Origin of the sequence: Streptomyces hoynatensis, from assembly GCF_003626535.1 — a bacterium.
Taxonomy (GTDB): Bacteria; Actinomycetota; Actinomycetes; order Streptomycetales; family Streptomycetaceae; genus Streptomyces; species Streptomyces hoynatensis.
Window position 1 is genome coordinate 148286 of record NZ_RBAL01000004.1, and the last position, 24337, is coordinate 172622.

At 76.5% G+C, this 24337-nt stretch carries 20 protein-coding genes; 8 read left to right on the forward strand and 12 right to left on the reverse strand.

Annotated features, from left to right (window positions below):
- Nucleotides 1-171: 171 nt before the first annotated feature.
- From D7294_RS08815 to D7294_RS08830, 4 genes are all read right to left on the reverse strand, one after another.
- A complete protein-coding gene (locus D7294_RS08815; RefSeq protein WP_120677362.1) occupies nt 172-1122 on the reverse strand; it encodes a DMT family transporter in 951 nt (316 codons plus the stop codon).
- A gap of 151 nt (nt 1123-1273) precedes the next feature.
- Nucleotides 1274-2473, reverse strand: a complete 1200-nt coding sequence (lhgO, locus tag D7294_RS08820; protein WP_120677364.1) for an L-2-hydroxyglutarate oxidase — start codon at nt 2471-2473, stop codon at nt 1274-1276.
- 140 nt (nt 2474-2613) lie between these two features.
- On the reverse strand, nt 2614-3765 hold the full coding sequence (locus tag D7294_RS08825) for a sensor histidine kinase (RefSeq protein WP_120677366.1): 1152 nt from the start codon (nt 3763-3765) through the stop codon (nt 2614-2616).
- Nucleotides 3762-4424 (reverse strand): response regulator transcription factor, encoded by a 663-nt coding sequence (locus tag D7294_RS08830; protein ID WP_120677368.1) that lies wholly within the window; start codon nt 4422-4424, stop codon nt 3762-3764. The genes D7294_RS08825 and D7294_RS08830 overlap by 4 nt, the downstream gene beginning before the upstream one ends.
- Nucleotides 4425-4605: 181 nt before the next feature.
- On the opposite strand from D7294_RS08830, the gene D7294_RS08835 reads away from it, so the two are divergent.
- The 3 genes from D7294_RS08835 to D7294_RS08845 are packed head-to-tail and all read left to right on the forward strand — an operon-like array spanning nt 4606 to nt 7813.
- Nucleotides 4606-5541: an ABC transporter ATP-binding protein gene (locus tag D7294_RS08835; protein ID WP_120677370.1), complete on the forward strand. Its 936-nt coding sequence runs from the start codon at nt 4606-4608 to the stop codon at nt 5539-5541.
- A complete protein-coding gene (locus D7294_RS08840) occupies nt 5538-7058 on the forward strand; it encodes an ABC transporter permease subunit (RefSeq protein WP_120677372.1) in 1521 nt (506 codons plus the stop codon). The genes D7294_RS08835 and D7294_RS08840 overlap by 4 nt, the downstream gene beginning before the upstream one ends.
- Nucleotides 7055-7813, forward strand: a complete 759-nt coding sequence (locus tag D7294_RS08845; protein WP_120677374.1) for an ABC transporter permease — start codon at nt 7055-7057, stop codon at nt 7811-7813. The genes D7294_RS08840 and D7294_RS08845 overlap by 4 nt, the downstream gene beginning before the upstream one ends.
- An 86-nt stretch (nt 7814-7899) precedes the next feature.
- On the opposite strand, the gene D7294_RS08850 is transcribed toward D7294_RS08845, so the two are convergent.
- Complete coding sequence (locus tag D7294_RS08850; RefSeq protein WP_241562241.1) at nt 7900-8796, reverse strand: class I SAM-dependent methyltransferase; 897 nt, start codon at nt 8794-8796, stop codon at nt 7900-7902.
- A gap of 194 nt (nt 8797-8990) precedes the next feature.
- Here D7294_RS08850 and D7294_RS08855 point away from each other — a divergent pair, with 194 nt between their 5' ends.
- Entirely contained in the window at nt 8991-10343 is a 1353-nt protein-coding gene (locus D7294_RS08855) for a DUF6236 family protein (protein WP_120677377.1), read from the forward strand.
- 33 nt (nt 10344-10376) lie between these two features.
- Here the strand turns inward: D7294_RS08855 and D7294_RS08860 are convergent, their stop codons facing one another.
- Together D7294_RS08860 and D7294_RS08865 are read right to left on the reverse strand one after the other, a co-directional pair.
- Nucleotides 10377-11384 carry a FecCD family ABC transporter permease gene (locus D7294_RS08860; RefSeq protein WP_422070673.1) on the reverse strand — a complete coding sequence of 336 codons (1008 nt, stop codon included), beginning with the start codon at nt 11382-11384 and terminating at the stop codon, nt 10377-10379.
- 140 nt (nt 11385-11524) lie between these two features.
- Nucleotides 11525-12637: a FecCD family ABC transporter permease gene (locus tag D7294_RS08865; protein ID WP_120677379.1), complete on the reverse strand. Its 1113-nt coding sequence runs from the start codon at nt 12635-12637 to the stop codon at nt 11525-11527.
- Between the two features lie 98 nt (nt 12638-12735).
- Here D7294_RS08865 and D7294_RS08870 point away from each other — a divergent pair, with 98 nt between their 5' ends.
- Together D7294_RS08870 and D7294_RS08875 are read left to right on the forward strand one after the other, a co-directional pair.
- Nucleotides 12736-14148: an alpha/beta hydrolase-fold protein gene (locus tag D7294_RS08870; RefSeq protein WP_120677381.1), complete on the forward strand. Its 1413-nt coding sequence runs from the start codon at nt 12736-12738 to the stop codon at nt 14146-14148.
- A gap of 53 nt (nt 14149-14201) precedes the next feature.
- The gene (locus tag D7294_RS08875; RefSeq protein ID WP_120677383.1) at nt 14202-15176 is read left to right on the forward strand and encodes an ABC transporter substrate-binding protein; all 975 of its coding nucleotides are present in this window, start codon (nt 14202-14204) and stop codon (nt 15174-15176) included.
- A gap of 134 nt (nt 15177-15310) precedes the next feature.
- On the opposite strand, the gene D7294_RS08880 is transcribed toward D7294_RS08875, so the two are convergent.
- On the reverse strand, nt 15311-15970 hold the full coding sequence (locus D7294_RS08880) for a TetR/AcrR family transcriptional regulator (protein ID WP_241562210.1): 660 nt from the start codon (nt 15968-15970) through the stop codon (nt 15311-15313).
- Between the two features lie 47 nt (nt 15971-16017).
- Complete coding sequence (locus D7294_RS08885; protein ID WP_120677385.1) at nt 16018-16221, reverse strand: TipAS antibiotic-recognition domain-containing protein; 204 nt, start codon at nt 16219-16221, stop codon at nt 16018-16020.
- Between the two features lie 369 nt (nt 16222-16590).
- Between D7294_RS08885 and D7294_RS08890 the strand changes: the two genes are divergently transcribed.
- Nucleotides 16591-17976, forward strand: coding sequence for an MFS transporter (locus D7294_RS08890; RefSeq protein ID WP_158674589.1), 1386 nt, complete (start codon nt 16591-16593; stop codon nt 17974-17976).
- Between the two features lie 106 nt (nt 17977-18082).
- Here D7294_RS08890 and D7294_RS08895 read toward each other — a convergent pair whose 3' ends face one another.
- The 3 genes from D7294_RS08895 to D7294_RS08905 all read right to left on the reverse strand — a co-directional run bounded on the left by D7294_RS08895 (nt 18083) and on the right by D7294_RS08905 (nt 20875).
- Nucleotides 18083-19105: a bile acid:sodium symporter family protein gene (locus D7294_RS08895; protein ID WP_120677892.1), complete on the reverse strand. Its 1023-nt coding sequence runs from the start codon at nt 19103-19105 to the stop codon at nt 18083-18085.
- A gap of 285 nt (nt 19106-19390) precedes the next feature.
- Nucleotides 19391-19837, reverse strand: a complete 447-nt coding sequence (locus tag D7294_RS33000) for a hypothetical protein (protein ID WP_241562212.1) — start codon at nt 19835-19837, stop codon at nt 19391-19393.
- Nucleotides 19838-20008: 171 nt separating this feature from the next.
- Complete coding sequence (locus tag D7294_RS08905) at nt 20009-20875, reverse strand: isocitrate lyase/PEP mutase family protein (RefSeq protein ID WP_120677389.1); 867 nt, start codon at nt 20873-20875, stop codon at nt 20009-20011.
- Between the two features lie 730 nt (nt 20876-21605).
- On the opposite strand from D7294_RS08905, the gene D7294_RS08910 reads away from it, so the two are divergent.
- Nucleotides 21606-24332, forward strand: a complete 2727-nt coding sequence (locus D7294_RS08910; protein WP_147450794.1) for an ABC transporter substrate-binding protein — start codon at nt 21606-21608, stop codon at nt 24330-24332.
- Nucleotides 24333-24337 lie beyond the last annotated feature (5 nt).

Genomic DNA, 24337 nt, shown 5'->3' on the forward strand with positions numbered 1-24337 from the left:
GACCAGCAAGACGTTACCCAGGCATCCTCATGACAATCATTTTCTTTCGGGTGTGTACGTCTTCGGCCGCCCTTGCGGCACGCGCCGTCGTGCGCCGGGGCGCGCGGGGTGGGGGATCGGGGGCAGGCCGGGGACGGGTGGGCGCGCAACCGGCCCGCGGCCTGCGGTGGTTCAGCCCGTGGCCCCGGACGCCGGGGCGGGCGCCCCCGGGGCGGGGGCCGCCGGGCCGCGGGGGCGGGAGCCGCCGCGGGAAACGGCGACCCCGGCCAGGCACAGGGCGCCGCCCGCGAGCGTCAGCCACCCGGGGATTTCGTCCAGGGCGAGCCAGGACATCGCCACCACGAGCGCCGGGACCACGTAGGTGGTGGCGCCCATGCGGCCTGCGGTGGTGCGGGCCAGGGCGAAGGCCCAGGTGGTGAACGCGACGGCCGTGGGGAAGACGCCGAGGTAGACCATGTTGAGCGTGGCGGACGCCGGGGCGCCGGCCGCCTCGGAGGCCAACTGCCCGCAGAAGGGCAGGCAGCCGAGGGTGCCGGTGAGGCAGCCGAACAGCGTCACCTGGAGCGCGGAGGCGTGCCGGAGCGCGGGCTTCTGCGCGACCACCCCGCCGGCGTAGGAGACGGCGGCGAGCAGGCACAGCAGGACGCCGAGGAGGGAGGCCCCGCCGCCGTCCGAGGTGGACAGGCCCACCACCACGGCCCCCGCGAAGGACACGGCCATCCCCGCGGCCAGGGCCCGCGGCATCCGCTCGCCCAGCAGCCGGCTGCTCAGCAACGCGATCAGCAGCGGCCCCACGTTGACCACCATGGCCGCCGTGCCCGCGTCCACCTCGCGCTCGCCCCAGTTGAGCACCACCATGTAGCCGCCGAACCACAGCACGCCCGAGCAGGCGATGCCGGGCCACGCGGCGCGCGGCGGCAGGCCCTCGCGCCGCACCAGCGCGACGAGACCGAGGATCACCGAGCCCGCGAGCAGCCGGCCGAGCGCCAGGGCGCCGGGCGAGTAGGCGGAGCCCGCGCTGCGGATCGAGACGAACGCGGAGGCCCACAGCAGGACGGTCACCCCCGCCGCGCCGAGCGCGGCCCACTCCCCAGGCCGCGCGGCGGCCGGCGCTTCAGTCATGCCCAGAAGCTAACGCCCCGTCGCTTCGGAAGGCACCGAATAACGCCCCCCGCGCCCGTGCGCCCCGCCCGCACCCCCGCCGGCGGCGCCGCCCCCCGTGCCGGACTCCCGCCCGGGTCACCCGCCCGGGGCAGGGGCGGGCGGGTGCCGGTCAGTGGCCGCCGAGAACGAGGTCGACGACGTGCTCGGCGATGGCCATGGACGAGGTCGCCGCCGGCGAGGGGGCGTTGCGGACCGCGGTGACCCGCCCGAACCTGTGGATGCGGAAGTCGTCGACCAGAGTGCCGTCCCGGTCGAGCGCCTGGGCGCGCACCCCCGCCCCGGCGCGGGCCACGTCCGCCGCCCCGATCGCCGGCACGTACGCCCGCGCCTCGCGCATGTAGGCGCGCGCGGACAGCGAGCCGCGCAACTCCCGCACGCCGGTGCGCCAGTGCCGGCGGGCCATGCGCCAGGTGCCGGGCCAGGCGGCGAGGGACCGCAGGTCGGCCAGGCGCAGGTCCGAGCGGCGGTAGCCCTCGCGGGCCAGGCCGAGGACCGCGTTGGGCCCGACCTCGACCTCCCCGGACACCCGCCGGGTGAAGTGCACCCCGAGGAAGGGGTACCTGGGGTCGGGCACCGGGTAGATCAGCCCCCGCACCAGGGGCGCCTTGGCGGGCGCGACCCGCAGGTACTCCCCCCGGAAGGGGATGATCCGCGGCTGCGGCCCGTCGCCGGCGAGGCGGGCGACGGCATCGGTGTGCAGGCCGGCGCAGACGATCAACTCGTCCACCCGCAGCTCCCGTTCGCCCGAGCGCAGGCGCAGCCGCCCGCCCTGCCGGGCGATTCCCGTCACCGGGAACCCCAGGCGCACCTCGCCCCCGCCCGCCGCGATGTCCTCCGCGAAGGACCGCGCCACCGCGGGGTAGTCGGTGATGGCGGTATGCGGGGAGTGCAGGGCGGCGAGGCCCGCGGCGTGCGGTTCGATCTCGCGGATGCCCGCGGCGCCGACCCGGCGCAGCCCGGGAACGGCGTTGGCGCGGGCCCGTTCGCCCAGGGCGTCGAGGCGCGCCACCTCCTCCTCGCGGACGGCGACCACCAGCTTGCCGCACTCCCGGTAGGGCAGGGCCCGCTCGGCGCAGTACTCGCGCAGCAGGGCCCGGCCGCGCGTGCACAGCCTCGCCTTCAGGCTGCCGGGCGGGTAGTAGAGGCCGGCGTGCACGACGCCCGAGTTGTGGCCGGTCTGGTGGACGGCGACCCGGTCCTCCTTCTCCAGCACGAGGATGCGCGTGCCCGGGCGCCGCAGGGTGAGCTCGCGGCCGATCGCGAGTCCGATGATGCCCGCCCCGACGATCCCGGTGACCTCGTCAGCCATGTGTGACGACCTTTCGTTCGTGGTGCTGAGGGACGTTCCCGCGCCGCAGTGTGGCGCGGCGGGCGGCGGGGCGGGCGAAGCCGGAGGCGGCCTCCCCGCAGGCCCGCGCCCCCGGCGGTGGCCCGGCGCCCGGGCAGGCGTCAGGTCGCGGTCGCCGCGCGGGTGCCGCCCGGATGCCGGTGGTGGGGGCGGGACGGGGGCGCGAACCGCACGGTGACCGCCAGGCCGCCCTCCGGGCGCGCGGCGGTGGTGAGGGTGGCGTGGTGGGCCCGGGCGACGGCGTCGACGAGGGCGAGGCCGAGGCCGTAGCCGTCGCGGCGGCCGTGCCGGTCGGGCGCCAGCCGCTGGAAGGGGCGGAAGAGGCGCGGTATCTGCTCCTCGGGCACGACCGGCCCGCTGTTGACGACCGTCAGGCTCGCCCCCGCCCCGGTGGTCCGCGTGGTGATCTCCACGTGCCCGTCCGGGTGGTTGTGGCGAAGGGCGTTGTCGACGAGGTTGGCGATGAGGCTTTCGACCAGTCCCGGGTCCCCGGCCGTCACCGCGGGCGCCAGGTGCGCGGCGAGGCGGATGCCTCCTTCTGCCGCCTGGTCGCGGCGGGAGGCCAGCACTCCGCCGGCGATCCTGGCGAGGTCGAGGGCCTCGCGGCGGGCGGCGCCGCGCTCGCTGGTGGCCAGGGCGAGCAGCGCCTGGACGAGCCGTTCCTGCTGTGCGCCGAGGGCGAGGGCCTCCTGGCAGGCCGCGCGGAGGGTGCCGGCGTCGGCGTCCGGGTCGGCGAGGGTGACCTCCAGGAGGGTCCGCAGGCCGGCCAGGGGGGTGCGCAGCTCGTGCGAGGCGTTGGCGACGAAGTGCCGGTGGGCGTCGAAGGAGGCTTCGAGGCGGGCGAAGAGGTCGTCGAGGATGCCGCCGAGTTCGGTCAGCTCGTCGGTGGGTTCGCCGAGGCCGAGACGCCGGTGGAGGTTTCCCGCGGAGATGGCCCTGGCGGTGGCGGTGACGACCCGCAGCGGCCTGAGGAATCGGCCGGCGAAGAACCAGCCGGCGACCAGGGCGACGGGGACGAGGGCGGCGAGCGCGACGGCGGAGCCGACGAGGAGCCGGTGCGGGCCGATCCCCTCCCCGGTGCCGGTGATCGTGCCGGGCGCCTGGCTGCCGGCGGGAACGGCCGACTCGACGCCGGCCAGGGGCAGGGCGACGAAGGCGAGGACCACGATCCCGCCGGCGTAGATGCCCGCGGCGTAGCAGAGCGCGAGCCGGGTCTGCAGGGACCGCCTGGGAAGCGTCCTTGGCTCGCTCATGCCGGCCCGATCCGGTAGCCGCCTTCGCGGACGGTCTCGATCACCGGCGGGTCGCCGAGCTTGGCCCGCAGCCGGTGCACGGTGTGCTTGACCGCGGAGGTGAACGGGTCGGCCGCCTCGTCCCAGACGCGTTCGAGGAGTTCCTCGGCGGGCAGGACCAGACCCGGTGAGGCGAGCAGGCAGGCAAGGAGCGCGAACTCCTTCGGGCTGAGTTCGAGGCGGCGCCCCGCGCGGAACGCCACCCGGCGGGCCGGGTCCAGGGTGATGTCCCCGCAGGAGAGGGTGGGCGGAAGCGGCGGGGTGGCCCGGCGGGCCAGGGCCCTGACCCGGGCGACCAGTTCGGCGAAGGCGAACGGCTTGGGCAGGTAGTCGTCCGCGCCGAGACCGAGCCCGTCGACGCGGTCCTCGACGGTGCCGGCCGCGGTCAGCATCAGCACGCGGCTGCCGCGGCCGTCGCCGGCCAGCCGCCGGCAGATCTCGTCCCCGCTGACCCCGGGCAGATCCCGGTCGAGGATCACCACGTCGTAACGGGTGGCGGCCAGGCGATCCAGGGCGCCGATCCCGTCCAGCACCACATCGACGGCCATGCCCTCGCGGCGCAGCCCGGTGCCGACCGAGCGGGCCAGCACCTCGAAGTCCTCGACCACCAGAACCCTCACAGCGGATCACCCCCGGTCGCACGGGAAGGGCGGCGGGGCGGGCCGCCGGTTCGACGCGTCATGCACTCAACCGTGCCAGGCCGCAGGTCGCAACCGGGTCGCAGCGGCCGCGACCGGGCGGGAACCGGCCGCCGCGTACAACGGCCCGCATGAGACCACAACCAACCGGAGGCCCCCGCCGATGAGCGCCGCAGAGATCGTCGTCACCGGGCTGCACAAGCGGTACCGGGCGACCCGGGCCCTCGACGGGATGTCCTTCACCGTCCGCCCGGGCCTGGTGACCGGCTTCGTGGGGCCGAACGGGGCCGGCAAGTCCACCACGATGCGGGTGATCCTCGGCCTGGCCGCGGCCGATGCGGGCACCGCGCTGGTCGCGGGGAAGCCGTACCGCAGTCTGCGGCACCCGCTGCGCCACGTCGGCGCGCTGCTGGACGCCGTGGCGCCGCACCCGGGCCGCACCGCCCGCAACCACCTGCTGTGGCTGGCACATGCGCAGGGCCTGTCCGCGCGGCGGGTGGACCGGGTGATCGAGCAGGTGGGCCTGACCCCCGCGGCCCGCCGCAAGGCCGGCGGCTACTCGCTGGGGATGCGGCAGCGGCTCGGGATCGCCGCGGCCCTGCTGGGCGACCCGCCGATCCTCATGCTCGACGAGCCGTTCAACGGCATGGACCCCGGCGGCATCGTGTGGATGCGTGGCTTCCTGCGGTCGCTGGCCGCCGAGGGCCGCGCCCTCCTGGTGTCGAGCCACCTGATGAGCGAGGTGCAGGACACCGCCGACCGCCTCGTCGTGGCCGGGCGCGGCAGGGCCCTCGCCGACGCCGGCGTGGCCGAGCTGATCGCGGCCGCCTCCGGGAACCGGGTGGCCGTGCGCACCACGGCCCGGCCGGACGCGACGAGGGTGCTCGGACGCGCGGGCGGCGCCGTGTCGGCCACCGGCCCGGACACCGTGACCGTCTCCGGCCTGCCGGCGGATCGCGTCGCGGCGCTGCTCACCCACGGCGCGGTCCCGTTCTCCGAGCTCACGGCGCACCGCGCCACGCTGGAGGAGGTCTACCTGGAACTCACCCGCGACGCGGCCGAGTTCCGCGCCGCGACGCCCACGGAGGCACCGCGGTGACCCCCGCCGTCACGCCGTACCCGCCCGGCCGGGGGGCCGGCTTCCTCCGGGTGCTGCACGCGGAATGGACCAAGATCCGAACCGTCCGGGGCTGGGTGACCGGCCTGCTGGCGGCGGCACCGATGATGGTGCTGGCCGCCCTGCTCGCCGGGGTCGGCGGCAACCAGGAGGGCGCACCACCCGTTCCGGCCGGGCCGCACGGTGGGCCGGTCACCGACAGCTTCTACTTCGTGCACCGGCCGATGGCCGGGGACGGCAGCATCACCGTCGCCGTCTCCGCGCTCACCAGCAGCATCCCGAAGGGCCCCGGGGACCTTGGGCCCGGCACCGTGCCGTGGGCGAAGGCCGGGCTCGTCATCAAGGCGGGCACCCGGCAGGGGTCCCCCTACGCGGCGATCATGGTCACCGGCGGCCACGGCGTGCGGATGCAGGACGGCTTCGTCAACGACACCGCAGGACCCCCCGGCCCGGTCTCCGCGGAGTCCCCCCGCTGGCTGCGGCTCGACCGCTCGGGCGAGACCGTCACCGGCTACGCCTCCACCGACGGCACGCACTGGACCGAGGTGGGCACCGCGCGGGTGAGCGGGCTCGGATCGACCGCACAGGCCGGGCTGTTCGTCGCCTCCCCGCCCGCCGTGCGCGGCGGCGGCACGGCCGGCAGCGTCTCCACGGCCACCTTCGAGGACCTGCACACCCGGGAGGGCAGGACCGGCGGCCACTGGACGGGCACGCAGGTGGGAGCCCGGTCCCCCAGCTTCGCCGGCTACCCGGAGAACACCTCGGGCTCCTTCACGGCATCCGGCTCCCGGATCACGGTGACCGGTGCCGGCGACCTGGCGCCCGCGGTCCGCGACAGCCTGCCGACCGGCGGCCACCTCAGGGACCTCCTCGCCGGCACGTTCGCCGCGCTGATCGCGGTGACCGTCGTGGGGGCGCGGTTCATCACCGAGGAGTACCGGGACACGACGATCCACCTCACCCTGGCCGCGAGCCCGCGGCGGAGCCGGGTGCTGGTGGCCAAGGCGGCCGTGCTGTGGGCCGTCGCCTTCGCCGCCGGGCTGGTGGGGACGCTCCTCGCGATCCCGCTCGGCGAACGGCTCGCCCGGGGCAACGGCGTCTACCTCTTCCCGGTGTCCTCCGCGACCGAACTGCGGGTTGCCGTCGGGACCGCGGCGCTGCTGGCGACCGCCTCGGTCCTGGCCCTCGCCCTGGGCGCCATCCTCCGGCACGGCGCGGTCGCGGTCGCCGCGGTCCTCGTGGCCACCGTGCTGCCCTGCCTCCTGACCGCCCTCCCGTTCACGCCCGCGGGCCTGTCGAAGGCAGTGGCCACGGTGACACCCGGCGCGGCCTTCGCCGTCCAGCAGACGCTCGTGCCCTACCACCAGGTGGCAAGCAACTACACGCCCTACTACGGCTACTACCCGCTGGCACCGTGGGCCGGGTTCGCCGTCCTGTCCGGCTACGCGCTGGCAAGCCTGGCCGTGGCGGCCGTCCTTCTCGGCCGGAGGGACGTATGAGAACGGCCCTGCACGCGGAGTGGACGAAGCTGCGGACTGCCGCCGGCCCCCGGTGGCTGCTGCTCGGCACCATCGTGGCGACCGTGGCCCTGAGCACCGCGGCGACCTCGATGGCGACCTGCACGGCCGGTGGCTGCGGCGGCGACACGACCAGGCTCGCCCTCACGGGGGTCTGCCTCGGCCAGGCGACCATCGCCATCCTCGCCGCGCAGACGATCGGCGGCGAGTACGGCACGGGCATGATCCGCTCCACCCTGGCGGCGGTGCCGCGGCGCGGCACCGCCTTCGCGGCCAAGGCCGTCGCGCTCACCGGGGTCGTGGCCCTCGGCGGCACGGCCGCCGCCCTCGGGTCGGTGCTCGCCGGGCGGCTCGTCCTGCCGGAGTCCGGCGACCGTGCCCTGTCCCTGGCCGGCGGGCCGACGCTGCGCGCGGTCCTCGGGACGGTCCTCTACCTGGTGCTGATCGGCCTGCTGAGCCTCGGCATCGCGACCGCCGTGCGGGACTCCGCCACCGGCGTCGGGCTCGTCCTCGGCCTCCTGTACGTCCTGCCGATCCTCTCCGCCACCGTCGGCGATCTGCACTGGCGGCGCCTGCTCGAAAGGGCGGCGCCGATGAGCGCCGGGCTCTCCGTCCAGGACACCACGGACCCCGGCGGCCCATCCCTCGGGCCCTGGGCGGGGCTCGGCGTCACCGCGGGGTGGGCCGCCGCCGCGCTGCTGGCGGGCGGCCTGCTGCTGCGCGCACGCGACGTCTAGCCGCCGGGCCCGGCGCCCTTCCCCCGGAACGCCGCCCCGAGCCGCAACGCGGAGGAGACGGGCGGGACTTCGGGATGGGCGGGACCTCAGGATGCGGCGCGCTGGAAGTGCCAGATGAGCTCCACCGGAACTCCGGCGTTGACCGCCGCGGTGGCCTCGGGCACCAGCTCCATCAGGGACCACGGCCACTCCTCCCACGGCCCCACGCCGCCCGGGAGGCCGCGCGGCGCCTCCTGCGGGGTGGCCGCCGCGGAGCGCCCGCCGGGTTCCTCGCAGCGCCGGACCTGCAGCCCCGCCGCGAGCGCGGCGCGCAGATAGTCCCCGACCGGGTGACGGTGGGTCGCCAGCCGCGCCGGCCCGCCGTCCGCCAGGCGCACCGCGGGGATCGAACCCCGCGCCACCCAGTCCGGGTGGATGTCCGAGGTCACGAGGTGCCCGCCGGGGCGCAGCACCCTGGCGAACTCCGCCATCACCGGCGCCAGGTCGGGGACGTGCGTCAGGGCGAGGGAGCAGACCACCAGGTCCACGGCATCGTCGGCCACGGGCAGCCGGTGCAGGTCGCCCAGGCGGAACTCGCCGGCCGGTACCCGCTCGCGCGCCCGGGCCAGCATATCGGGCGAACTGTCGACGCCGACGGCCCGGTGACCGCGCTCGGCCAGCAGGGCCGTCATCCGCCCCGTGCCGCAGGCGGCGTCCAGGGCGAGGCCCGCCGGCAGGCCGTCGAGGATGTCCCCGACCACGGGTTCGTCGATGTCGAAGGCCGAGTTGGGGCCGTCGTAGGTCCGCGACCAGATCCGGTACCCGTCGACCGTGCCCACCCGGGCGACGTCCACGGCGGCATCCGCCAGCGTCTCGTCCTCAAGCAGTCTCCTGATCTCGCCGATCCGCGCGTCGACGAACGCGCGGCCGTGCTCCCCGGTGAACGCGCGCAGCAGGGCGGTGCCCTCCAGGCCCAGCAGGTAGGCGAGCGGATTCTGGTGCATCACGGCGCGACGTTAGCCAGGCCGGCGGCGGCGGCGCCACCGGATTGTCCCTCGCCCGCCGGGAACGCCCCCGGAACCCGCGCCGGAACGCACCCCGGAACCCGCGCCGGAACGCCGGCCGGGGCTGACGGACCCGGGCCCGGGCGGGGGCGGAGTCTTCCACGCGGGCGGCGCGGGCGGGCATTGTCTCCCCCATGAGCGACGTTGCCCTGTACTTCCCGTACGTCAACCTCCCCGGGGACGCCTGGGTCAAGGCCGCCGCCCTGCACTGGCCGCAGCTCGGGCGCATCCGGCCGCAGGACTACGCGGACGTGCGCGACTCGGACACCGTCAGGCGGCTCAGGGACGAGTGCGGCTTCGTCCTGGACGTCAGGCCGGGGCTGCGGGGCGGCAGCTGGGTGGGGGAGGAGGTGCTGACCAGGGCGGACCCCGAGGAGGCCGGGCGCGCGCACCGGTGGCTGAGCACCGAGGAGCAGGTCGACGCGCTGTTCTACGACTTCCTCGACAGGCACCGCCAGGAGCTGATCCCGCGGTACGGGGCCGGGGCACTGGGCGTCGCCTCCCTGCGCACGTGGGACATCCACGACGGGCCGCTGCCGCTCGACCCCCGGCTGCAGAGGGTCGATCCGGCCAAGATCTCGGCCGGGCTGACGCGGCGGCTCGCGGAGGCGGGACTGCTGGTCTCCAGGAGCTACCAGTGGCGCCGCGCCTCCGACGGGAGGGTCCTGTACGCATCCGACCTGGCGATGCACCGTAGCCTGGCCCGCGTCTATCTGGCGGTGCTCGCGGACGTGGTGGCCCGGGAGAACGGGATGACGCCCGTCACCGATCAGGCGCTGATGTGCGCCCTTCCCTCCGGCTGGACGATCGACGCGATGGCGCGGGTCCTGCTCGCCGAGGGGCCGGAAGGCCCCGCGGATGACGGGGAGTCCGGGGGTTCGGACGGCGCGGAGGGCGGCGAGGGGGTGGCCGGGGGGCGGCCGGACCACGGTCAGGTCTTCGCCGTGCTGGCCCTGCAGACCGTGCTGCCGCGCGACCTGGACCTGGTGCCCGTCGAGCGGATCGTCGAGGCACGGCGGCGGCTGCTGCCGGAGCTGATGGCCTATCGGGAGTTCCTCGACTCGCTCACCCCGGACTTCGTCGAGATCAGCCTGGTGCCCGACCCCGAGGTGCGGGCGGCGCGGCTGCGCAACCGGGTGGAGCGGGAGATCGCCCGGCCGCTGGAGACGATGGAACGCGAGCTGGGGCGGCTCGGCCTGCAACCGGTCCGGGCCGTGCTGAGCCTGCAGTCGCTCGCCCCGCCGGCGGCGCTTGGCGTGCTGGCCGGCGCGCTGCACCTGCCGCCCGTGGTCACCGGGGCGGGCGTGGCAGCCGGTTGCCTCGTCGGGGCGGCGAACGGCGCCCTTGACCAGCGCAGGCAGACCCTCGCCGGCCACCCGGCGGGCTACCTGCTGCACCTGCGGCACGAGTTGGGGCCCTCGGACACGGTGGCGCGCATCCGCTCCGCCATGCGGCGGGCAACCCACCGGCGCGGCCCACGGCGTTGACCCCGGGGCGCGCACGGGGCGCCCCGGAAGCGGTCAGAACCGGCCGGCGCGGCGCTCGGCCACCAGCAGCCACAGCAGGTAGACCCCGCCGAGGAGCCCGGTGGCCACGCCCACCGGCAGCGGGAGGGGCACCAGCCGCTGGGTCAGCCAGTCCGCCAGGACGAGCAGCAGGGCCCCGGTGAGCGCGGCCGCCAGCAGGTTGGGGCCCGGGTGGCGGGTCAGGCGCCGCGCCACCTGGGGGGAGGCGAGGGCCACGAACGGGATCGGCCCGGCCGCCGCCACGGCGAGGCCGCAGGTCGCCGCCGCCGTGGCCAGCAGCGCCAGCCGGGTCCGCTCGGGGTGGATGCCGAGGGAGCCGGCCGTGTCGTCCCCCATCTCCAGCAGGGCCAGGCGCCGCCCGAGGCACAGCAGGACGGGCATCAGCACGCAGGCCGCGAGGCCGGCGATGCGCACGTCGCTCCACTGCCGGCCGCCGAGGCTGCCGGTCAGCCAGGCGGCGGCCTGGGCGGCGTCCCCCAGATCGGCCCGGGAGAGAAGGTAGTTGTCCACCGCGCCGAGCAGGGCGGCGGCGCCGATGCCGACCAGGATCAGCCGGGACCCGGCCACCCCGCGGCGCCAGGCCAGCAGGTAGACGGCGGCGGCCACCACGAGGCCGCCGGACAGCGCGCCCGCGGCGACGGCCGTGGCCGACCCGTCGAGGAGGAGGATCACCAGCACCGCGCCCGTGGCCGAGCCGTGGCCAAAGCCGATGAGGTCGGGGCTGCCGAGCGGGTTGCGGGCCAGGGACTGGAAGACGGCGCCGCTCATGCCGAGCGCCGCGCCCGCCAGCAGGCCGTCCAGGGCCCGCGGCAGGCGCAGCTCCGTGACGACGTAGCCGGCCCCGGGCGGCCCGTCGCCCAGCAGGGTGCGCACCACCTCGGCCGGGGTCAGGCCGAACTTTCCGGTGCCCACGGCCAGTACGCCGACCGCGAGGCCCGCGGCCAGGAGCGCCAGGCAGACGGCGGCGTAGCGGGGTGCCGTCCGCCAGGACAGGCCGCCCACGCGCACCGCCCGGCGCCGGCGCCCCGGCCGGCGCGCGGCGGGCGCGGACGTCGGTGCGGGCGCCGGCGCGGGCAGAGCGGCGCGCGCGGGCGGGTGCGCGGGGGCGGCGGGGCGCGCGGCGCCGGGGACTCGGGGCGGGGTCACCGCGCGCTCAGCCTCCGTCCGCGCACGAGAACGATCAGCACGACGCCGCCGACGGCCGAGGTGACCACCCCGACCTCGATCTCCGAGGGCCGGGCGAGGAGGCGGCCGGCCACGTCGGAGAGCAGCAGCGTGGCGGAGGCGAGCAGCATGCTGTAGGGCACCATCCAGCGCACATCGGGCCCGGTGAAGGCGCGCACGGCGTGCGGGATCATCAGCCCGACGAAGCCGATCGGTCCGCACAGCGCGGTGGTGGCCCCGCACAGCAGCGTGATGGCCGCGACGCTCAGCCACCTGGTGCGCGCCACGTGGGCGCCCAGCGACCTCGCGGTGTCCTCGCCGAGGGCGAGGGCGTTGAGCGGGCCGGTGAGCGCCGCGCCGAGCAGCGTCCCGGCCAGCAGGAAGGGCAGGATCTGCACCAGGTGCCCGGTGTCCTGGCGGGCCAGGGTGCCCAGGGTCCAAAAACGCATCCCGTCCAGCGTGTTCAGGTCGAGCAGTTGCAGGCCGTTGACGTAGGCGAACAGGGCCGCGTTGAGCGCGGTCCCGGCCAGCATCAGCCGCACGGGAGTCGCCTGCCGTCCGCCCGCGAGTGCCTGCACGAGGATGGCCGCGGCGCCCGCGCCGGCGAGCGCGAGCCAGGTGTAGGCGGCGGGGGAGTGCAGGCCGAGGAGGCCGATGCCGGTGACGACGGCGGTGGCGGCCCCGGCGTTGACGCCGAGGATGCCCGGGTCGGCCAGGGGGTTGCGGGTGAGGGCCTGCATCAGCGTCCCGGCCAGGCCGAGCGCGGCGCCGGCGGCCAGGCCGATCAGCGTGCGGGGGAGCCGCAGTTCGCGGACGATCTCGTCCGCGCGGGTGCCCGAGGGGGTGAACAGGCCGTGCCACACCTCGCCCGGCGAGAGGGCGCGGGTGCCGATCCCCACGCTCAGCAGCGCCGCGGCGCCGAGCAGCAGCACGGCGGCGGGCAGGCCGTATCCGAGGGCGGCACCGCGGGAGGAGGGGCGGCCCGGCCGCCGGGCGCGGCGGGCGGAAGGACCTGGGGACGGGGGCGCGGAAGGACCTGGGGAACGGCGCGGGGAACGCCGCAGTGAGAGGGGTGAGGACCGGGGCAGCATGTGATTAGGTTAGCCTTACCTAAATTCTCCGGCTCGTGGTGGCCCGTGCCGCCGCATGCCCGGCGAACGACCACCGCAGCCCCGGCGAGGAGCCACCCGTGCCCGCAGACAGAGCATCGACAGGGGGAACGCGGCAGCGCCTTGACCGGCCGCCGCGGCACGCCGGCCCCTGGCGCCCGGTCGAGACCCTCCCGAGCCCCGCCGTCGCCCGCCTCGCCGCCGCGCTCGCGGAAGGCGCCGGGCGGGCGGCCGCGCTGGAGGACTTCTGGTGCGCGGCCCGTCGGGCGGGCACGCCCCTGGTGGAACCCGACCCGCGCGGGGACCCGGGCCGACGGGCCGTCACCTTCCTGTGGCGCGGCGGCCGGGACACCACGGACGTGCTGCTCGCCGTCAACCGGCTCTACGACCGGGCCGATCCGGCGAGCGCCCGCATGCGGCACCTGCCGGGCACCGACCTGTGGCACCTGTGCTACCGGCTGCGCGCCGACCACCTGGGCTCCTACCGGATCGCCCCCCTCTCGCACGGCGAGCCGCTGCCCACCACGGCACCCACCGGCGAGGCCATGGGCCTGCGCGGCTGGCTCGACCGCCGCGGCACCCGCGACCCGCTCAACCCCCGGACGCTGACCACCCGTTGGGGCGGCGCGCCGAGTTCACTCTTCGCCCTGCCGCACGCCCCGCGCACGCCCGGCCCACCGGTGCGCCCCCACACGCCCGCGGGCGCCGTACGCCGCCACCGGCTGACCCTGGCCGGCGCGGCGCGCGAGGTCTGGTCGTACCTGCCGCCCGGCCACCCCGGTCCCGGCGCCGCCGCCGGCCTGGTGCTGCTCTTCGACGGCGACATGTGGTTCCCGCACCTCCGGCTCGGCGAACTGCTCGACGGCCTGCTCGCCGAGGGCCGCATCCCGCCGCTCGCCGTCCTCGCCCCGAGCGCGGTGGACACCGCCACCAGGTTCCGGGAACTCGGCGAGCCGCAGCGGTACCTGCCGCAGCTGACGGAGGGCCTGCTGCCCTTCGCCGCCCGCACCCTCGGCGTGCCCGCGGGGCCCGAGCGGACCCTGGTCGCCGGGCAGAGCCTCGGCGGCCTGGCGGCCCTGTACGCCGCCCTCACCCTGCCCGGCCGCTTCGGCCACGTGCTCGCCCAGTCGAGCTCCCTGTGGTGGGCGCCCCCGGACGAGCCGGGCCAGGAGCCTCCCGGACCCTCCGGCCGGGCCGGCGCCCCGGGCGCGGCGGGCCGCGGCGGCACCCCCGGCGCGGACGAGGCGGAGGGCGCCTCCTGGATGAGCGCGCAATGGGCCGCCGTGCCCCCGCGCGGCACCCGGCTGCGCCTCCAGGTCGGCCGCTACGAGGGGCCCATGGTCGCGCAGGCCCGCAGGCTGCGGGACGTGCTGCGGCAGGGCGGGTACGAGGCCGAACTCACCGTCTACACCGGCGGACACGACTACGCCTGGTGGAGCGCGGGCCTCGCCCGGGGCCTGGCCGACCTCACCGCGCGGTGGGCCGCGCGGTGATCCCCCACACCCGAAGGAACCCCCCAACCCACACTCCCGATAGGACGACCGGCATGCCCGCCACCCCGCGCCCCCTCCGCCGCACCACCGCGGCCGCCACCACCCTCCTCGCCGCCACCCTGGCCCTTTGCGCCTGCGGAGGCGACGAGGAGCAGGACACCGCCGGCACCCGCACGGTGACCGGCGCCGACGGCAGCGAGGTGGAGATCCCGATCGAGCCGGAACGCGTCGTCACCCTGAGCGAGCCGACCCTGGACGCGGCGCTCGCGGTCGGCGTCGTCCCCGTCGGCACCAGCGCGGGCCGCGGCCAGGACGGTGCCTCCGCCTACCTGGCCGAGGCCGGGGGCGGGGACATCCCCGTGGTCGCCACCACCATGGAGCCGGACCTGGAGGCGATAGCGGAACTCGATCCCGACCTGATCCTGGTGGACGAGACCGTCGGCGCCAAGCAGATGGCCGACCAGCTGAACGGGATCGCCCCCACCGTCTTCGCCTCCACCCAGGAGGACGACTGGCGCGAGGCGTTCACCACCGCGGCCGGGGCGCTCAACCGCGCCGACGAGGCGGAACGCGTGCTCGCCGGGCTCGACGCCGAGACCGAGGAGGTCCGCGGCGGTCTCGGCGCCAACGAGGGGGCCGTCACCAGCGTCATCCGCTGGCAGGACGGCGCCCCCAGCGTCGTCGGCCAGGGCCGCGGCCACGTGGGCAGCATCCTGTCCGCCCTGGGCCTGACGCGTCCCGAGTCCCAGCAGAGCGAAGTGCAGGAGCACAGCGTCCCGATCAGCCTGGAGGAGATCGAACAGATCGACGGCGACTGGCTGTTCTTCGGCACCCTCGGCAGCAGGGAGGACGGCGCGGCGGCCCTCGACGAGGCCATGGGCGTCTCCGGCTTCTCCGGCCTGCACGCGGTCGCCCGGGACCACGTGGTCGTCGTCGACGGCTCCGCCTGGAACAGCGCGGGCGGCCCGCTGGCCGCGGGCATCGTCCTCGACGACGTGGCGGCGGCCCTGACGCAACCCGCCGGGTGACCGCGCCTGCCCGGCCCCTGCCACCCCCAGGCCCCGGGGGCCCGCCCGGTCGCCACCCCGAGGCGGGCCCCCGGCTCCCCGCCGGCCCCCGGCCGCCCGCCGTCCCCGGGACCGGGCCGCGCCGCGCCGCGTGCTCAGGCCGCGCCCGGCGCGCGGGGGCTTCCCGGGCGCGGGTGGGCCACCGGCTCCCGCGTCGGCAGGCCCCGCAGCAGCGTGTCCAGATACAGGTCGAAGCGCGGCGGCGCCTGCCCGAGCCCGAGGTCCCGGGTGGGCAGGCCAAGCCACTGGACGAGGCCGAGGGCGAAGACGTACCAGCTCTGCTCGGCCTGCTCCGGGTCCGCGCCGGCCAGCGCGAAGGCCTCGATCACCCGGGCGCGCAACCGCCCGAAGGAGGGCTGGTGGTGGCGGTGCGGCCGGGCCACGTGCGCGGCGTACCCGGGCACCGCGCCGAACTCGTCGTGCATCGCCCAGGCCAGCCTGGCCAGCCAGGACCGCCAGCCGTCCGCGGTGGGGCGGTCCGCGGGCAGGACGCGCTCCACCATCACCTCGCTGATCAGGTCGAACAGTGCGTCCCGGTCGGCCACCCAGCGGTAGAGGGCCGAGTGGGAGACGCCGAGGTCCGCGGCCAGCTCCCGCATGGTGAGGGTGCCGAGGTCGGAGCGCAGCGCCGCGGCGACGATCAGCTCCCGGCTCAGCCGCGCCGGCCGCCCGCGCCGCCTGCCCTCCGCCGCGCCCCTTCGCCCGCCCGCCCCCGCGCCGGGCCGCGAGGGGCCGTTCCCTTCCTCGTTGCTCATCGCGGCGCAGCCTAGTGCGGTGACCGGGAAAAGTTCACCGGCCGGGCTCACCGGGAGACCCGGGCGTACTCGTCGAGGGAGTCGCGGACGAAGGCCGCCGTGTCCCGGCCCCCGTAGGTGGCGGAGAAGCGGGGGTCACGGACGTACAGGCGGCCGAGGCCGCGCAGCAGTTCGGCGCTGCGCTCCCGGTCGCCGTCGGCCACCGGCGTGCCCGGGATCTGCCCGAGCCAGGCCACGTGCCGGGCGGCGATGTCAAGCCGTGGCCGCCGGGGGCGGGCCGCGCGCCGTGCCGCAGCGCGCCACGTGCCGCAACGCGGCCCCCGTCCCGCCCCCGGCGGCGCCCTGCCCTCGGTTCCCTCCGGCCTCCCGGGCCCTCCGGGTTCGCCCGCGGCTCATTTAATGACCGGCGGTCACTAATCCTGTTAGGCTGCCCTTACCTGATCGCCTGGACCTGCGGAGAAGGCGAGTCGGCCGAGGGAGGAGTGCTCATGCCGGAACAGGCGCGCGAGGGCGCGCGGGGAAACGCCGGGAGGAACCCCGGTGGGCAGGGGCGCGGCGCCGGGGCCGCAAGGGGCGCGGGTTCCGCCGTGGGCGGGGCGCCGGGGCGGACGGGGCTGCTCGTGCCCGTCCTGCTCCTCGCCGCCTGCTGCGTGGCCCTGGCGCAGACCGTCGTCGTCACCTCGCTGCCCCTGCTGCAACGGCAGTCGGAGGTCTCCGCCGCCACGGCGGCCTGGCTGCTGACCGCGTTCATGCTGGCCTCGGCCGTGGTCACGCCGGTCGCCGGCCGCGTCGGCGACCTCTTCGGCTACCGGCCCGTGCTGACGGCCTGCCTGCTGTGCCTCGCCGCGGGCAGCGCCCTGGCCGCCGTGGCCGCCCACGCCTCCTGGTTCGGCGGGATGGTGGCCGCGCGGGTCGTGCAGGGCTGCTCGGGCGGCGCCTTCCCGCTCGCCTTCGGCCTGGCCAGGCGCCTGGTCCCGGCGGCGCGGCTGGGCGGGGTGGTGGCGGCGCTGAGCGCGATGTTCGGCGTCGGCGGCGCGCTCGGCATGGCGCTTGGCGGGCCGCTCGCCGACGCGCTCGGCACGGACCGGCTGTTCTGGCTGCTGCTGCTCCTCGCCGCGGCGGCGCTCGCGGGCGTGCGCACGCTGCCCGCGGATGCGGGCACGCCCGCCGGGCGCCGGGAGGGACGCCCCGGGGTGGACCTGCCGGGCGCCCTGCTGCTGGCCGCCGCCCTCTCCGCCCTGCTGCTCGGCATCACCCAGGGCCGCGCCTGGGGCTGGGGCTCGGCGCGCACCCTCGGCCTCGGGGCCGCCGCCGTCCTGCTGGGCGCGGCCTTCGCCCTCGTGGAACGGCGCGCGCCGGCGCCGCTGGTCGACCCGGCGCTGCTGCGCGGCCGGGCCAGGGCGGTGACCCATCTGGCGACGCTGGTGGTGGGCGCCGCCATGTTCTCCGCGGTCTCGCTGATGCCGCAGTTCCTCCAGACGCCGCCGGCCGCGGGATACGGCTTCGGCGCCTCCGCGACCCGCACCGGCCTGGCCGTGATCCCGATGGCCGTGGCCATGGTGCTCGCGGCCCCGTTCGCCGCCCGGCTCTCCGCCCGCTGTGGGGGACGCGTCACCTTCGGCGCCGGGGCCCTCCTCGCCGCCCTGGCCCTGGGCGCGATGGGGACGGCGAACGGGCACCTGTGGGAGTTCACCCTCGAAGGCACGCTCCTCGGGGTGGCCTACGGGCTCGCCTTCGCCTCGCTCGGGCAGCTGGTCGTCGCGAGCGCCGACCGGGCGCACACCGGCGCGGCCACCGCGATCAACGTCATCCTGCGTACGGTGGGCGGCGCCGTGGGCACCCAGGTCTCCGCGGTGCTGGTCACCGCCTCCGTGCCGGGCGGGGGAGGACCGCCCGCGGAGTCGGGCTACGCGGCGGCCTTCGCGGTGGCCGCGGCCACCGCCCTGCTCGCCCTCCTCCTCTCCCGGCTGATGCCCGCCGGCGCCGCGGCCACCGCGCCAAAATGACCCGTGGCCCGGTCCGTTGCGCCGGGCCGGGGACGGGGCCGGCGCGCGGGCCGGGGCGCGCCGCGCGGGCCGGGCGCGTGGGTCCGGCGCCGCGCCGGGGGGCGCCTCAGGCCGGGGCGCCCGCGGCGGCGGCCCCCGGCGCGGCGTCCGGCTCCGGGCGCGGCCCGTCCGGGGCCGGGGCCGGACGCCGCCTGGCGAGGGTGGCGCAGGTCATCAACTGGAGGGTGTGGTACAGCATCAGCGGCAGGACCAGCAGCCCGACGTCCTCGGCGGCGAACAGCACGGTGGCGATGGGCAGCCCGCTGGCCAGGCTCTTCGTCGAGGCACAGAACACCGCGGTCACCCGGTCCTCGGGGGAGAAGCCGAGCCACCGGGCGAGCCGCGCGGTCAGCGTCAGCACCAGGGCGAGCAGCAGCCCGCACAGCGCGAGCAGCGCCAGCAGCCTGCCCGGGGAGACCCGGTGCCAGATGCCCGCGTTGACCCCCTCGCTGAACGCCGCGTACACCACGAGCAGGATCGAGCCGCGGTCGCAGACCGTGGTCAGGGCCCGGTGCCTGGCGACCCAGCCGCCCAGCCAGGGCCGCGCCGCCTGCCCGAGCGCGAAGGGCACCAGCAACTGCACGACGATGCTCACCAGTTGACCCGTCGAGATCGGCACCTGGCCCCCGTCCCCCGGGCCGCGCAGCAGGAGGGCCGCGAGCAGCGGCGTGAGGAAGACCCCCAGCAGGCTGGAGAAGGAGGAGGAGCAGATCGCCGCGGCGACGTTCCCCCGCGCCATCGAGGTGAAGGCGACGGCCGACTGCACGGTGGAGGGCAGCACGCACAGGAACAGCACGCCCCTGGCCAGGTCCTCGCTGAGCACCGCGGAGGGCAGGGCGCCCAGGGCCACCCCGCACAGCGGGAAGACCGCGAAGGTGAACAGCAGGATCGGCAGGTGCAGCCGCCAGTTCCGCAGCCCGGCGAAGGCGGCGTGCGGCGAGAGGCGGGCGCCGTAGAGGAAGAACAGCAGCCCCACGGCGAGCTTCGTGCCCACGCCGACGACCTCCGCGGGCGTGCCGTCGGCCGGGAGGAGCGCGGCCAGGGCGACCGTGGCGAGCAGGGCGGCGATGTACCGGTCGACGCGGCGCAGGCCGGCACGGACGGCGCCGGAGGCGGAGCCGAACCGGGAGCCGAGCCGGGAGCCGAGGGCGGTGGCCGAGAGGGGGGCGGGGACGGGCACGGGAGTTCCCTCCTTCCGGAGGCGGGGCGAGGGCAGGGGGCCGGGGGCCGGAGCGAGGGCGGGGCGGGGCGTGCGGCGGGAGGTGCGGGGGCTCGGGCGGGCGCGCGCCGCCCGCCGCACGCGGGTGCCGCGCCTCGGGGCGGGAGCGGGCGCCCCAGGCGCGTGGGCCGGGAAGGAGAGCGCCCGGAGGGGGCGTCAGGAGGCGGCGGGTGCGCCCGGCGCGCGGGCGCCGGCGGACTCGCCCGGCTTCGCGTCCGCGTCGCCCTCGGGGTCGTCCCCGCCGGTCGCCGCGCTCTCCCCGGTCTCCTCCTCTTCCTCCTCCTCGGCGCCGTCCTCGTCGGGGGCGGCCTGCAGGCCGGTGCCCGCCGAGTCCGTGACGGTCTGCTCGATCGCGCCGCCACCCCCGTCGTGATCGCTGCCGGCGGTGCCCTTGCTGAAGGGGGCGAGCATGTTGAGCGTGCGGTCGACCTCCAGCCAGGAGTCGGCGTTGGAGTTGTCGATGGTGATCAGGGAGGGCCCGTGCGTCGTCTCCATTCCCCCGTCGGGGGCGTCCGCGCAGGCGGTGCCTGCGGCCGCGGAGCCGCACAGCATTCCCACGGCGAGCGCGGCGGTGGCCTGCGCCTTCGGCGAGAGCAGTGTCATGGCGGTGGCTTTCCTTGTCGTGGCGTTCGTGAGGGGCGTCGGGTGGACGGGGGCCGCCGGGCGGGCGAGGGCCGCCGGGCGCGCGGGCTCGGGGACCGGGCGGCCCGGGGCCGGGTGGGGGCGGCGGTCGTCCTGCCGCCGCCCCACGGCCGGGCGGCTCCCGTCCCGGCGTCAGGCGAAGGCGTCCTGAAGCTCGGCCGGGTGGTGCCTGCTGATGTTGCGCTCCAGCAGCGCCAGCGAGCTCCGCACGCCGACGGCCCCGGTCCTGCCGGTGTCGGGAAGTCGGCCGTCGGACTTCTTCAGCTCCTCCAGCGCGGCGTCGATCGCGGTGTGCGCCGCGAACAGGCAGGGCGTGCTGTAGATGGCCACCTGGCATTGCAGTTCCGTCAGTTCGGAAAGCGAGAGCCGTGGCGACTTGCCGCCCGCGATCTGGTTGAAGAGCAGGGGCTTGTCGCCGATGACCTGGCGGACGCGGCGAATCCACTCGACGCTGCGCACCCCGTCGACGAGCACCACGTCCGCCTCCGTCTCGGCGAGCGCCTTCGCCCGGCGGAGGATCTCCTCCTCCTCGGTGGCGTCGGTGCGGGCGACGACCACCATGTCGCGCCTGCTCTCCAGGACCAGGTTCAGCTTCTCCAGATATTCCTCGAGCGGCAGGATCAGCTTGCCGTCCTCGTGGCCGCAGCGGCGCGGGCGCTTCTGGTCCTCCAGGATGATCCCGGAGGCCCCGATCCGCTCCAGCTTCTGCACCACGTGGCAGGCCACCTCGGGGTCCACGTAGCCGTCGTCGATGTCGACGAGCAGGTGGTGCCCGGGGAAGGCCAGCCGCAGCCGCTCCACGAAGGCCACGATGTCGGGCCAGGCGATGAAGCCGATGTCGGGCAGGCCGTAGTGGGAGGCGGCGAAGCCGAATCCGGAAACGAAGAATCCGTCGTAGTGCTGGGCCGCGATGGATGCGGAGTACATGTCGTAGATGCCGATGAGCGGCGTGGTGCCAGGCGAGTGGACGGCTTCTCTCAGCTCACTTCCGTAACGCACAGCGTCTCCTGATGACGAGTCGGTCTTTACGTGGGTCGATCGGCGCGGGCGAGGGCCCTTCACGGCGTGGCGGTCAGCGCGTTCCCGGCATCGGTATGACGGTCCGATGGCGGGATGTTCGCGCGGTGCGGACGACCTGACCTCCTGCTCGGCACGTGGGAAAGTCTTTACTCGTCGAGGGGCACCCCATGGTGATGTGCACGATTTCCCGGCGTCGGCTCCGGTATCCCCGTCCTCCTCGACTCGAACGCCTTTGTCGTGAATTTTCCCTCACTTTGCCAGTAGTTGACGATTGCGCCGAGCGGAGCATCCCCGCCCTATGCTCGGTAACGCCACGGACAATTCGTGTGAGTGAAAAAATGTGACGCTCATATGGTGAGAGAAGAGGGGTGCGGGGCCGCCCGTGGCCGGCGGCCTGCCGGAAAAGGCGCTGCTGGCGCCGGGTCGGCCGCCCCGCAGGCCCGGCCGCGCGCCGCGCCGCCGCCTCCCCGGGACCGGGTACGCCGGGTTCACCCGGGAGGGGGACCTGGCCGTCGCGCCGCGCCCACCCCCGCCCCGGCCCCACGGCCCCCCACGCCCCTGCGCCCGCGGGGAGCCGGCGTGGGGAGCGTGCGGCAAGCCCGGCCGCGACGGCCCGCCCGGCGGCGCCAGGGGCCAGGAACCGCGCCCGCGGCCACGGCGTTTTAGCGGGCGAATCGGCGATCGAACGCGTACGCGGGAGGGGAGCGCGATGACCGTTCGGGAGGAGCAGGGCGAGTTACCCGCCTACCGGGGGATGGGCGCGTTCGTCGACGCCCTGGAGCGGCTCATCACCCAGCCGCGGCGCGAGCGCCGCTGGCTGCCCGTGGTGCTGGTGAAACGGGCCGGCGACCAGCCGCTCGGTGCCGGGCTGCGGGGCTGGCTCGGCGGCGAGCGCCGCCCGCTGACCCCGCACGCCTACCTCGCCGAGCCGGACGGCGGGCGCTGGCCGCTCGCCCTGTTCGACGAGATCACCGCCCAGCTGGCGCGGACCACCCGAGCCTGCGGCGGCGGGCGGCTGCGGCTGCCCGGGCTGTGGCTGCTGAAGACCGTGGCCGAGGCCGAGGAGGCGGTCAGGTCCGGGCCGCGGCACCGGCTGCGCGACCACCTGTACGCCAGGCACCTGGAGGAGTCGGCGTTCGCGCGCGGCCTGTGGCGGCTGGCGGGCGAGGAGCGCGACGACGGGCTGCGCGGCGACGGCGGCGTGCCGGCCGCGCTGTGGAACTTCCTGGTGGGCTGGGCCTTCCAGTCGCTGCCGCGCCGGCTGTTCCTCGCCAGGGCCAGGCGGCGGCTCCTCTGGTTCACCCGCTGGGCCGAGGGGCAGCGCGGCCCCGGCCCGTTCTTCGACCAGCTCAGGGCGCTGGTGCCGCGCGCCGACGAGGCGGGCCGGCTGGAGGACCTGGACCGGGTGCTGGTGCAGGCGCTGGTGACCGACCTGGACCGGGCGGCGCGCGGCCGGTTCCCGCGCCCCTGGCGGCGCCGGCGCGCCCACCGTTTCGTGGTGCTGTTCGACAACGCGGGGGCGGAGCACTCGCGGGTCCAGCGCTTCATCCGCGAGCTGCGCAGCGAGGCCAAGGAGCACCGCGCCACCTCGCTGCTCGTGCTGGCCGCGGGCGTCGAGCGGATCGGCAGGTACCTCCCGGACGTGGAGCGCGAGGGGCTCGGCCAGGCCGCCGACTGGCTGCGCCAGGGCCTGCGGGACCCGGCGCTGGTCGCGGACGTCAGCGGCCTGGTGATCACCCTCCCCAGGGAGGACCTGAGCGCCGACGACCGGGCCACCTACCAGCTCAGACGCCGCCGCCGGCTGCCGGTCAGACGCCCGAGGATCGGCCCCGCGGCCGAACTCGCCCTCGAACTGGCCGGGCTCGCCGCGGCCGCGGCCCTGGCGCTGCTCGCCGCGACGGCGGGGCTGCTGCCGCTGCCCGAGGACGACGGCTGCCTGGGCAGCACCTTCCTCGGCTCGGACGGCAGCTGCGTCGGGGTGCGGGACTCCGCCGTGGTCGACGACCTGGAGGAGCCGGTGCGGCAGGTGCTCGAACGCATCGAGGACGAGAACCGCAGGGTGGACGCGGTCACCGCCGAGCTGACCGCCGACGGGCTCGGCGCCCCGTCGCGGACCGTGATCTCCTTCGCCCCGCTCAGCGGCGGCGCGGGCGCCGAGGACCCGGTCAGGGGCGGCGTGCTGGCCCAGCTGCGCGGCATCGCGCTGGCCCAGCGGTACGGCAACGACCGGGCGCTCGACACCGGGGAGTGGGTCCCGCTGCGGGTGATCGTGGCCGACGCGGGGGACCGCTACCGGGACGCCGTCCCCGTCGCCCGCCACCTGGTCGACCTGGCCGAGGACGACCCCTCGATCGTCGGGGTCGTCGGCATGGGGCAGAGCCGGCGCACCGTCTACGAGGCCCTGGACGTGCTGGACGCGGCCGGCCTGCCCGTCGTCGGCACCGCGGGCACCGCCGACGAACTCCTCGGCCACGGCCGCCACTACTACCAGAACGCGCCGACCAACAGCCGCACCGCGGCGGCCATGGCGGCGTTCCTGCGCTACGCCGAGCCCATCGCGGAGCGGGACGGCACCGCCTCCCGCGCCGAGCAGGTGCTGCTGGTGGCCGACGCCAGGGACGCCTACAGCGGCAGCCTGGCCGAATCGTTCCAGGCCGCGTACGACCCGGAGCGGACGCGCACCCTGCTGTACTCGCCGCGCAACGGGCTGCCCCAGGAGCGGGACGAGAAACTCGTCGAGGGTGAGGAGCAGTCCACCAGGGCAGAACTGGCCCGCACCGTCTGCCGCGCGGTGCGCCAGGAGCCGCACACGGTCCTGGTGTGGACGGCCCGCGGCAGCGAAATCCCGCTGTTCCTGCGGGAGTTGCGCGCGCTCTCCCGGGACTGCCCGCGGCTGACCCTGCTCGGCGGCGACGAGGTCTCCAACATCCCGATCACGAACGAGCAGCCGTGGGCGGAGTTCGAGGGCCTCACGCTCTACTACGCGCTGGACGGCGGCGGCCCGCTGCTGAACGCCGGGCAGGAGGGCACCGAGTTCGCCACCCGGTACGCGGCGGCCTACGAGTCCGCGTACGAGGACGTGCGGCGCACCCTGGCCATCGACCCGCGGCCCGCGCTGGCCTGGGACGCGCTGCGTTATCTGTCCCTCGCGGTCGACGAGGCGTGGGAGGCCACCGGCCGGGTCGGGGAACGCCTCGACCGCACCGCGGTGCAGACCGCGCTGTACCAGGGACTCGGCGGCTTCGACGGGGCCTCCGGCTGGTTCGACGCCCCGGGTGCGGGCGACGGCGGGCGCCGCACCCAGGACCGGCTGGTCCTCATCCTGCGCGCGGCCCGCGGCGAGGAGCCGAGGACGGAACTGGCCTGCGGCGCCGTCACCCGCGACGACACCCGCACCACCTGGGGGGACGGGCCCTGGCCCTGCCCGGGGGACTGAGGGCG

What these genes read in the sequence shown, in the direction of transcription:
- D7294_RS08835 (WP_120677370.1), top strand. Translation starts at nt 4,606, where the DNA reads ATGAGCGCCGCAGAGATCGTCGTCACCGGGCTGCACAAGCGGTACCGG.
- D7294_RS08910 (WP_147450794.1), top strand. Translation starts at nt 21,606, where the DNA reads ATGACCGTTCGGGAGGAGCAGGGCGAGTTACCCGCCTACCGGGGGATG.
- D7294_RS08880 (WP_241562210.1), bottom strand. Translation starts at nt 15,970, where the DNA reads ATGAGCAACGAGGAAGGGAACGGCCCCTCGCGGCCCGGCGCGGGGGCG.
- D7294_RS08875 (WP_120677383.1), top strand. Translation starts at nt 14,202, where the DNA reads ATGCCCGCCACCCCGCGCCCCCTCCGCCGCACCACCGCGGCCGCCACC.
- D7294_RS08815 (WP_120677362.1), bottom strand. Translation starts at nt 1,122, where the DNA reads ATGACTGAAGCGCCGGCCGCCGCGCGGCCTGGGGAGTGGGCCGCGCTC.
- D7294_RS08845 (WP_120677374.1), top strand. Translation starts at nt 7,055, where the DNA reads ATGAGAACGGCCCTGCACGCGGAGTGGACGAAGCTGCGGACTGCCGCC.
- D7294_RS08850 (WP_241562241.1), bottom strand. Translation starts at nt 8,796, where the DNA reads ATGCACCAGAATCCGCTCGCCTACCTGCTGGGCCTGGAGGGCACCGCC.
- lhgO (WP_120677364.1), bottom strand. Translation starts at nt 2,473, where the DNA reads ATGGCTGACGAGGTCACCGGGATCGTCGGGGCGGGCATCATCGGACTC.
- D7294_RS08825 (WP_120677366.1), bottom strand. Translation starts at nt 3,765, where the DNA reads ATGAGCGAGCCAAGGACGCTTCCCAGGCGGTCCCTGCAGACCCGGCTC.
- D7294_RS33000 (WP_241562212.1), bottom strand. Translation starts at nt 19,837, where the DNA reads ATGACACTGCTCTCGCCGAAGGCGCAGGCCACCGCCGCGCTCGCCGTG.
- D7294_RS08865 (WP_120677379.1), bottom strand. Translation starts at nt 12,637, where the DNA reads ATGCTGCCCCGGTCCTCACCCCTCTCACTGCGGCGTTCCCCGCGCCGT.
- D7294_RS08855 (WP_120677377.1), top strand. Translation starts at nt 8,991, where the DNA reads ATGAGCGACGTTGCCCTGTACTTCCCGTACGTCAACCTCCCCGGGGAC.